Source organism: Pseudomonas sp. GW822-FHT07A10 (assembly GCF_058798795.1).
In genome coordinates, this window is the sequence record NZ_JBXAKV010000026.1 from 38631 (window position 1) to 46914 (window position 8284).

The following is an 8284-nucleotide window of genomic DNA, read 5'->3' on the forward strand; positions in this document are numbered from 1 at the left end:
AGCGCTGTTCATTCTTTTGCAGAGTCTACAGGGGGCTGGGCCGCTTCGGCTGCATCGTCGGTTGAATCTGCTGCCGAGTCGACTTCGACGGGCGCAGCTTCGACTTCATCGGTGGTCACAGAGCTACTTTGATAGGCGCTATCAGTGGCGCTTTCATACTCATCCTGAATTGCCGTGAGACCTCCGGTCAGCCCGCCAACGAACATGATCGCAATAAACACCAGCCACAATGAAGCCAGTACCCTGACTGCGTTGCTGTTGGGCGGCGGCGGTGCGCCATATCGATTGGCAGTGTTGTTACCCGGCACGATCATTATCACGAACGGGAAAGCGCCCCCCACGAACGGCACAAGGTTCAACAGCCAGAGCCAGCCAGACCAGCCGATATCGTGCAGGCGCTGCACACTGAACTGAATGCTGATGAACGCGAGTATCACGATCAGAATAACGGCCAGCAGACCCGCGACAATCAGGCCGGCAGTCGAGTTGGTGCTGATGAGGCCGAAGCCGAAAATGGCCAACACCGAGCCAATGCCCAACGTCACCAGCGTCAGAGCCATTGTCCAGGCCAGAAAGCGCAGTCGGCCGATGCGGCCACTGAAACTGAATGCCTTGAGTGTGGCGAACTCCGGCAGCGCTTCGCCGACGGTGGCGCGCGGTGGAGCGTAGGGGGACTCAGGCTCTGCCGATGGCGATGGGTTGGTGTGAACGTCGGACAGGTTCAGCTCGATCGAGGGTTCGGCTTCGATTCGGGCATCGATGCCGGTTTTCGTCAGCGCCTGAAGATAAGTTTGCGCATCGGCATGTGACAGGTCGCGTTTGAGCGCAACCATCCGGCCACTGAACAGGCGTTCAATAGCTGCGACGTCGCTTTTGAACAGCTCGGCGAGATTGAGCTTGGCGGTGGTGGCATCAACACCGGGCAGCAAAGCACCATCGAAGACGATCTTGAAACGGTTTTCGCTCATGGCCGAGGCATCCTTGTCGCGAGAGTTGTAATGGAAAGTGTAACAAGGGGGAGTTTAAGGCCGGCCGGGTTGGGCAGGCCAAACTTTCCTGTCAGCGCGGCCAGCGCTTGGGCAGTGCTGCCGCCAGTTCCAGCGCCTTACGGTATTCGGTGCCGAGACGTTCGACCAGTTGGTCGACACTCGGCAGATCCTCGATTTCCCCGACACCCTGGCCCGCAGACCACACGGTTTTCCAGGCTTTGGCTTCATCGTTCAAGGGTTTGAGCTTGGAACCGAAGTCCACCTCGCCCTTGCTTTGCAGCGCCGCCATGTCGAACCCGGCGGCCTCCAGGCTCTGACGCATGAAGCTTGCCGGAACCCCAGACACCGCTGGAGTATGGACGATGTCCGCGGCTCTGGCAGTCAGGAGCATCTCCTTGTAGGCGTCAGGCGCATGACTTTCGGTGGTGCCGATAAATCGCGTACCGAAGTAGGCCAGATCCGCACCGAGCAATTGCGCAGCAAGAATCTCGTGGCCATGGTTCAGGCAGCCAGCCAGCAGCAGGGTCTTGTCGAAAAACTGGCGGATCTCGGCGATAAGCGAGAACGGGCTCCAGGTCCCGGCGTGACCACCGGCCCCCGCGGCAACGGCAATCAAACCGTCGACACCGGCTTCGGCGGCTTTTTCTGCGTGTCGACGGGTCGTCACGTCGTGAAACACCAGGCCACCGTAGCTGTGCACGGCATCGACCACTTCCTTCACGGCGCCGAGGCTGGTGATCACGATCGGTACTTTGTGTTCGATGCAGATCGCCAGGTCCGCCTGCAATCGCGGATTGCTGTGGTGAACGATCAGGTTCACCGCGTAAGGGGCAGGGTTTTCCAGTGTCGCCAACCCTGCTTCGATTTCTTCCAGCCAGGCCTTGAAACCGCTGCTTTCACGCTGATTCAGCGCAGGGAAACTGCCCACCACGCCATTACGGCAGCAGGCGAGCACCAGCTCGGGGTTGGAGATCAGGAACATCGGCGCCGCCACTACCGGCAGTCGCAAGCGTTGTTCGAGCAGAGCGGGCAGCGACATTGGTAGTACCCCGAGTGAGTGTGCCTGTTGGATTTAAAACGGCCGGACGACGACCAGAATTACGATAGCCAGCAATATCAGAACCGGCACTTCATTGAACCAGCGATAAAAGACATGGCTGCGGGTGTTTTCGTCACGGGCAAAACGTTTTACCTGTGCGCCGCACATGTGGTGGTAGCCGATCAGGATCACCACCAGGGTCAGCTTGGCGTGCATCCACGCGCCCTGGCCGAAATAGGCGCTCGGGTTGAGGCTGATCAGCCAGATACCGAAGACCAGGGTGGCGATCATCGCTGGCCCCATGATACCCCGGTACAGCTTGCGCTCCATGATGCTGAAGCGTTCCTTGCTGACGGTGTCTTCGCTTTGCGCGTGATAGACGAACAGGCGCGGCAGGTAAAACAGGCCGGCAAACCAGCAGACCATGCTGATGATGTGAAGCGCTTTGAGCCACAGATAAAGCATTTTTGGTTATTCCCAGGTTCACGGTAGTGAAGATAGTAGGGGGTAGAGCGCCCGCACGTCACCTTGACGGTTGTCGCAGGGCCGCGCGGCCCCTATTATCGACGGCTTTCCAGTGGGTTCGTTGAGGGCAGGTTTATGGTCAAGGTCGGTATCGTCGGCGGCACGGGTTACACCGGTGTCGAACTGCTGCGTCTGTTGGCACAGCATCCGCAGGCAGAAGTGGTGGTGATCACTTCCCGATCCGAGGCCGGCCTGGCCGTGGCCGACATGTACCCGAACCTGCGAGGCCATTACGACGGCCTGGCGTTCAGCGTTCCGGACATCAAGACCCTCGGGGCTTGCGATGTAGTGTTCTTCGCCACGCCGCACGGTGTCGCCCATGCCCTGGCGGGTGAATTGCTGGCTGCCGGCACCAAGGTTATCGACCTGTCGGCAGACTTCCGTTTGCAAGACGCCGATGAATGGGCCAAGTGGTACGGCCAGCCGCACGGTGCGCCGGAACTGCTGGATGAGGCGGTCTACGGCTTGCCGGAAGTCAATCGCGAGCAGATCAAGCAGGCACGCCTGATTGCTGTACCGGGTTGCTACCCGACCGCGACGCAATTGGGTTTCCTGCCATTGCTCGAAGCCGGTCTGGCCGATACCACACGCTTGATTGCGGACTGCAAATCCGGTGTCAGTGGTGCCGGTCGTGGCGCTTCCGTAGGTTCGCTGTACTCCGAGACGTCGGAAAGCATGAAGGCCTACGCCGTAAAAGGTCACCGTCACTTACCGGAAATCCGTCAGGGGCTGCGTCGTGCCGCGGGCAAGGACGTTGGCCTGACGTTCGTTCCGCACCTGACGCCGATGATTCGCGGTATTCATTCGACGCTCTACGCGACTGTCGTGGACCGCTCGGTGGATCTGCAGGCTCTGTTCGAAAAGCGTTATGCCAACGAACCGTTCGTCGACGTAATGCCAGCCGGCAGCCATCCGGAAACCCGCAGCGTGCGAGGTGCCAACGTTTGCCGTATCGCCGTGCATCGTCCGCAGGATGGTGATCTGGTGGTGGTGTTGTCGGTCATCGACAATCTGGTCAAAGGCGCGTCGGGTCAGGCTGTGCAGAACCTGAATATCCTCTTCGGTCTGGATGAGCGCCTGGGCCTTTTCCATGCGGGCATGCTGCCGTAAGGCTTTATCCCGCGCAGCAAAAAGGCCCGTTGAACGGGCCTTTTTGCATTCTGGTCTGACAATTGGGTTGATTGATATACCGTAACAATAGTTGACCGATTTTCTGGGAGAAGCGGATAATGCGCGTCATCACGCATTATGGCGGCGTAACGCCGGGAGATAGTCAGCATGAGCGTCGAATCCTTCACCCCCACGGCTTTGCAATTCACCCACGGTGCTGCGCACAAGGTGAAGAGCCTGGTCGATGAAGAGGGGAATGATCGCTTGAAGCTGCGCGTATTCGTTACGGGCGGCGGTTGTTCAGGGTTTCAGTACGGCTTCACCTTCGATGAAGAAGTGGCCGATGACGACACCATTGTCGAGCGCGAAGGCGTCAGCCTGGTGGTCGATCCGATGAGCTTCCAGTACCTGGCAGGTGCCGAGGTGGATTACCAGGAAGGTCTGGAAGGTTCGCGTTTCGTGATCAAAAACCCGAACGCCACCACCACGTGTGGCTGCGGCTCTTCGTTCTCGATCTGATCGCAACTCACCGCATCAACAAGCGCCGCAGGGTCTCAGGACTCTGCGGCGTTTTGCTGTCTGGGGTTAAGGTTCAGGCGGGGTAGATGGCGCCGAGAATGCGCAGGCCACGGGCGCCGGTGACGCTTGGGCGGTTGGTCGCGATACCTTCCAGGCAGCAATGAGCCAGCCAGGCAAAGGCCATGGCTTCAACCCAGTCCGGGTCTACACCATAAGCGGCAGTGCTGCTGACTTTCGCGTTCGGCAACAGGCTGGCCAACCGTTTCATCAACGTGGCGTTGTGTGCTCCGCCGCCGCAGACCAGCAGCTCCTGGGTATCCGATTGAGCGCTTTGCAATGACTCGACGATGGTCAGGGCGGTCAACTCAAGCAGTGTGGCCTGTACGTTTTCGGCTGCGAAGGTTGGCAGCTGTGACAGATGCTGCATCAGCCATGGCAGATTGAACACTTCGCGGCCAGTGCTCTTCGGGCCTTGAGTTACAAAGAACGGATCACTGAGCAGCTCATTCAACAGAGCCGGTTCAACCTTGCCGCTGGCGGCCCATTGGCCATCGCGATCGAAGTTGTCGCCGCGTTGCCGGTGAATCCAGGCATCCAGCAGGACGTTCCCCGGACCGCAGTCAAAACCCGCGACAGGCTTGCCGGGTTCGATCAGGCTGAGGTTACTGAACCCGCCGACGTTCAGCACCGCGCGGTTACCGGGCTGCTGTTCAAACAAGGCTTCGTGAAAGGCTGGAACCAATGGGGCGCCTTGTCCGCCAGCGGCTACGTCGCGGCTGCGGAAATCGCTGACCACGGTGATGCCAGTCAGCTCGGTGAGCAGCGCAGGGTTGCCGATCTGCACTGTGAACCCGCGTGCCGGTTCGTGGCGAATGGTCTGGCCGTGGCTGCCAATCGCGCGAATGTCGCCGGGCTTGAGGTTTTGTTGGTCGAGGAGGGTGTGAATGCCCTGTGCGGCCAGTTTCACCCAGTTTTGCTGGGCAATGGCGGAGCGGGCAATCTCGTCCGGACCGCTGGCGCACAAGCCAAGCAGCTCGGCGCGCAGGGATTCGGGCATGGGGATGTAATGCGTGGCGATCAGCTTGATCGCCGGGGCTTGCTCGATCAGCGCAATGTCCAGGCCATCAAGGCTGGTCCCGGACATCACACCTATATAGAGCGCCATGGCTTAGCGTTTGCTCGAAGCCAACAGGGTGGCTTTCTCTTGGTCCATGCGCGCCATCAGCGGTTGGCTTTGCGCAAGGAAGCGTGAGCGTTCAGCTTTGGAGATCGGATCGGCCATCGCTACCTTCTGACCCAGCGGGTCGACGTGCACACCATTGACCTGGAACTCGTAGTGCAGGTGCGGGCCGGTGGAGAGGCCGGTGGTGCCGATGTAGCCGATCACCTGACCTTGCTTGACGCTGCCGCCAGTCTTGATGCCTTTGGCGAAGCCCTGCATGTGGCCGTACAGCGTACGGTAAGTACTGCCGTGCTGGATAATCACGGTATTGCCGTAACCGCCGCGGCGACCGGCCAACAATACCTGGCCGTCGCCGGCAGCCTTGATCGGTGTGCCGCGCGGTGCTGCGTAATCGACACCCTTGTGGGCGCGGATCTTGTTCAGGATCGGGTGCTTGCGGCCCATGGAGAATTTCGAGCTGATGCGGGCGAAGTCTACCGGAGTACGGATGAACGCCTTGCGCATGCTGTTGCCGTCAGCCGTGTAGTAGCTGCTGTTGCCTTGTTTGTTGGTGTAGCGCACAGCGGTGTAAGTCTTGCCACGGTTGGTGAAGCGCGCGGAAAGAATGGGACCGTTACCGACGGCTTTACCGTTGACGACTTTCTGTTCATAGATCACATCGAACTCGTCACCTTGGCGAATATCCTGGGCGAAGTCGACGTCATAGCCAAATACGCTGGCCATATCCATGGTCAGGCTATGGGACAAACCGGCACGGGCTGCGGATTGCGACAGCGAACTGTTGATCACGCCATGTACGTAGGCGGTGCGAACAGTGGGCTTGGCGGTAATGCGGTTGAATGTATAACCCTTGTCGTTCTTGGTCAGGCTGATGCTTTCCGTGTCGCTGACTTTGCTGTGCAAATTGGTCAGTTGGCCGTTCGGGCCGAGTTCGAACTCGAGCTTCTGGCCATGTTTGAGCTGGCTGAACTGCTTGGCCTGCTTGTCGCTGGCCAGCACTTCATGCACCGAAGTGGCCGGAAGGCCGACTTTCTCAAACAATGTCGAGAGGGTGTCGCCTTTGGCAACGATCACTTCCCTGTGGCCTGGCGCCTTCTTTTCTTCGACGACTGGCGCGGGGGCGGCCTGGGCGGCTTCCTGGGTGTTTTCGGCGCTGTTTTCGATCTGCGCGAAAGGGGAGGCTGCCGGCTCATTTGTGGCTTGGACGACGTCGGCGGCGTCTTGATCTTGTGTCAGTTGTTCTACAGGGCTTTCCAGTTCAAGACTCAGGGTCGTCTTTTTGGCTTCAACATCACTGGAAGGAAATACCAGAAGCGCCAGGCTCAGAAGGGCGGCGATACCGCTTGCTGCGAGCAGGTGGGTCTTCGGGTAAAGCGGTGGCGCTTTAGACGATTCTTTGGTCATAAGTAATTTTGACTTTGAAAAAATGAATTGGAAAAGATGAATGACATGATGAAGACGAAATAACTGTATAAAATATAACCAAATCATCTCTGAAGCAAGCCTGCGGACGCTCTGTCCGTGGATTGGCGTCCGTGCGCCGGGCAAAACTTGTATTTGACGCCCGATCTTGTATGGTTGGTCCCCTTTGAATTCGAGTCTTGCAGGTCTGTTATGAAGTCGGTTGAAGAGCAGCTAGCGCTGATCAAGCGTGGTGCAGAAGAACTGTTGGTCGAGTCCGAGCTGATCGAAAAGCTCAAGCGTGGCCAGCCGCTACGTATTAAGGCAGGCTTCGATCCGACCGCGCCGGATTTGCACCTGGGTCACACCGTGCTTATTAATAAGCTGCGCCAGTTCCAGGATTTGGGCCATCAGGTGATCTTTCTTATTGGTGACTTCACCGGGATGATCGGTGATCCGAGTGGCAAGAGCGCGACACGTCCACCGCTCACTCGTGAACAGGTTCTCGAGAATGCCGAGACCTACAAGACTCAGGTCTTCAAGATTCTTGATCCGGCCAAAACCGAAGTGGCGTTCAATTCCACCTGGATGGATCAGATGGGGCCGGCTGACTTCATACGTCTGACTTCGCAATACACCGTGGCACGCATGCTCGAGCGCGACGACTTCGACAAGCGCTACACGACCAATCAGCCAATCGCCATTCATGAGTTCCTTTATCCGCTGGTTCAGGGTTACGACTCGGTCGCTTTGCGCGCGGATGTCGAGCTGGGCGGTACCGATCAGAAGTTCAACCTGCTGATGGGGCGTGAGCTGCAGCGTGGTTATGGTCAGGAGGCTCAATGCATTCTGACCATGCCGTTGCTCGAAGGGCTGGATGGCGTGAAGAAGATGTCCAAGTCGTTGGGCAACTATGTCGGTATCCAGGAGGCGCCGGGTGTCATGTACGGCAAGCTGGTCTCTATTCCTGATGTGCTGATGTGGCGCTACTTCGAACTGCTCAGCTTCCGCTCCATGGAAGAGATCGATGCTTTGCGGGCTGACGTCGAGGCGGGCGCGAATCCGCGTGACATCAAGATTAAGTTGGCCGAAGAGATCGTTGCGCGTTTCCATGGTGAAGAGGCAGCGGCCAATGCTCACCGTGCGGCGGGCAACCGTATGAAAGACGGCGAGCTGCCGGATGATTTGCCAGAGATCGAATTGATCGCTACCGAAGATATGCCGATTGCTGCTGTCCTTAATAAGGCGGGCCTGGTGAAGAACTCTGCCGTGGCACGTGATCTTTTAGGTTCCGGTGGTGTGCGTATAGATGGTGAAGTTGTCGATCGCACCTTTATATACGCGCTGGGCGCGACCCACGTTTGCCAGGCTGGGAAGAAGGCATTTGCGCGTATTACGCTCAAATCCGAATAAAGCTGAAATCAGGGGTTGACGGCAGATTCTGGACGTCTATAATTCGCCCCACTTCCGGCGCAGTCGAAACGGAAAACTCCTTGTTAAACAACGAGTTACGCAGTT

The 8284-nt window shown here is 58.2% G+C and carries 8 protein-coding genes; 3 read left to right on the forward strand and 5 right to left on the reverse strand.

The window, feature by feature from the left end:
• Window positions 1-8 precede the first annotated feature (8 nt).
• From AC1RL4_RS28470 to hemJ, 3 genes are all read right to left on the reverse strand, one after another.
• On the reverse strand, window positions 9-968 hold the full coding sequence (locus AC1RL4_RS28470; protein ID WP_028940284.1) for a DUF805 domain-containing protein: 960 nt from the start codon (window positions 966-968) through the stop codon (window positions 9-11).
• Between the two features lie 91 nt (window positions 969-1059).
• On the reverse strand, window positions 1060-2028 hold the full coding sequence (locus AC1RL4_RS28475) for an NAD(P)H-dependent flavin oxidoreductase (protein WP_019650353.1): 969 nt from the start codon (window positions 2026-2028) through the stop codon (window positions 1060-1062).
• A gap of 33 nt (window positions 2029-2061) precedes the next feature.
• Window positions 2062-2493 carry a protoporphyrinogen oxidase HemJ gene (hemJ, locus tag AC1RL4_RS28480; protein ID WP_204124728.1) on the reverse strand — a complete coding sequence of 144 codons (432 nt, stop codon included), beginning with the start codon at window positions 2491-2493 and terminating at the stop codon, window positions 2062-2064.
• Between the two features lie 135 nt (window positions 2494-2628).
• On the opposite strand from hemJ, the gene argC reads away from it, so the two are divergent.
• On the forward strand, window positions 2629-3663 hold the full coding sequence (gene argC, locus AC1RL4_RS28485) for an N-acetyl-gamma-glutamyl-phosphate reductase (RefSeq protein WP_230175383.1): 1035 nt from the start codon (window positions 2629-2631) through the stop codon (window positions 3661-3663).
• A gap of 168 nt (window positions 3664-3831) precedes the next feature.
• Window positions 3832-4182 carry an iron-sulfur cluster insertion protein ErpA gene (gene erpA, locus AC1RL4_RS28490; protein ID WP_007906865.1) on the forward strand — a complete coding sequence of 117 codons (351 nt, stop codon included), beginning with the start codon at window positions 3832-3834 and terminating at the stop codon, window positions 4180-4182.
• A gap of 73 nt (window positions 4183-4255) precedes the next feature.
• Here erpA and AC1RL4_RS28495 read toward each other — a convergent pair whose 3' ends face one another.
• Both AC1RL4_RS28495 and AC1RL4_RS28500 read right to left on the reverse strand, forming a co-directional pair.
• On the reverse strand, window positions 4256-5347 hold the full coding sequence (locus AC1RL4_RS28495) for an anhydro-N-acetylmuramic acid kinase (protein WP_019580755.1): 1092 nt from the start codon (window positions 5345-5347) through the stop codon (window positions 4256-4258).
• 3 nt (window positions 5348-5350) lie between these two features.
• Window positions 5351-6769, reverse strand: coding sequence for a peptidoglycan DD-metalloendopeptidase family protein (locus AC1RL4_RS28500; RefSeq protein WP_019650356.1), 1419 nt, complete (start codon window positions 6767-6769; stop codon window positions 5351-5353).
• Between the two features lie 210 nt (window positions 6770-6979).
• Between AC1RL4_RS28500 and tyrS the strand changes: the two genes are divergently transcribed.
• Window positions 6980-8179, forward strand: coding sequence for a tyrosine--tRNA ligase (gene tyrS, locus AC1RL4_RS28505; RefSeq protein WP_019580757.1), 1200 nt, complete (start codon window positions 6980-6982; stop codon window positions 8177-8179).
• Window positions 8180-8284 lie beyond the last annotated feature (105 nt).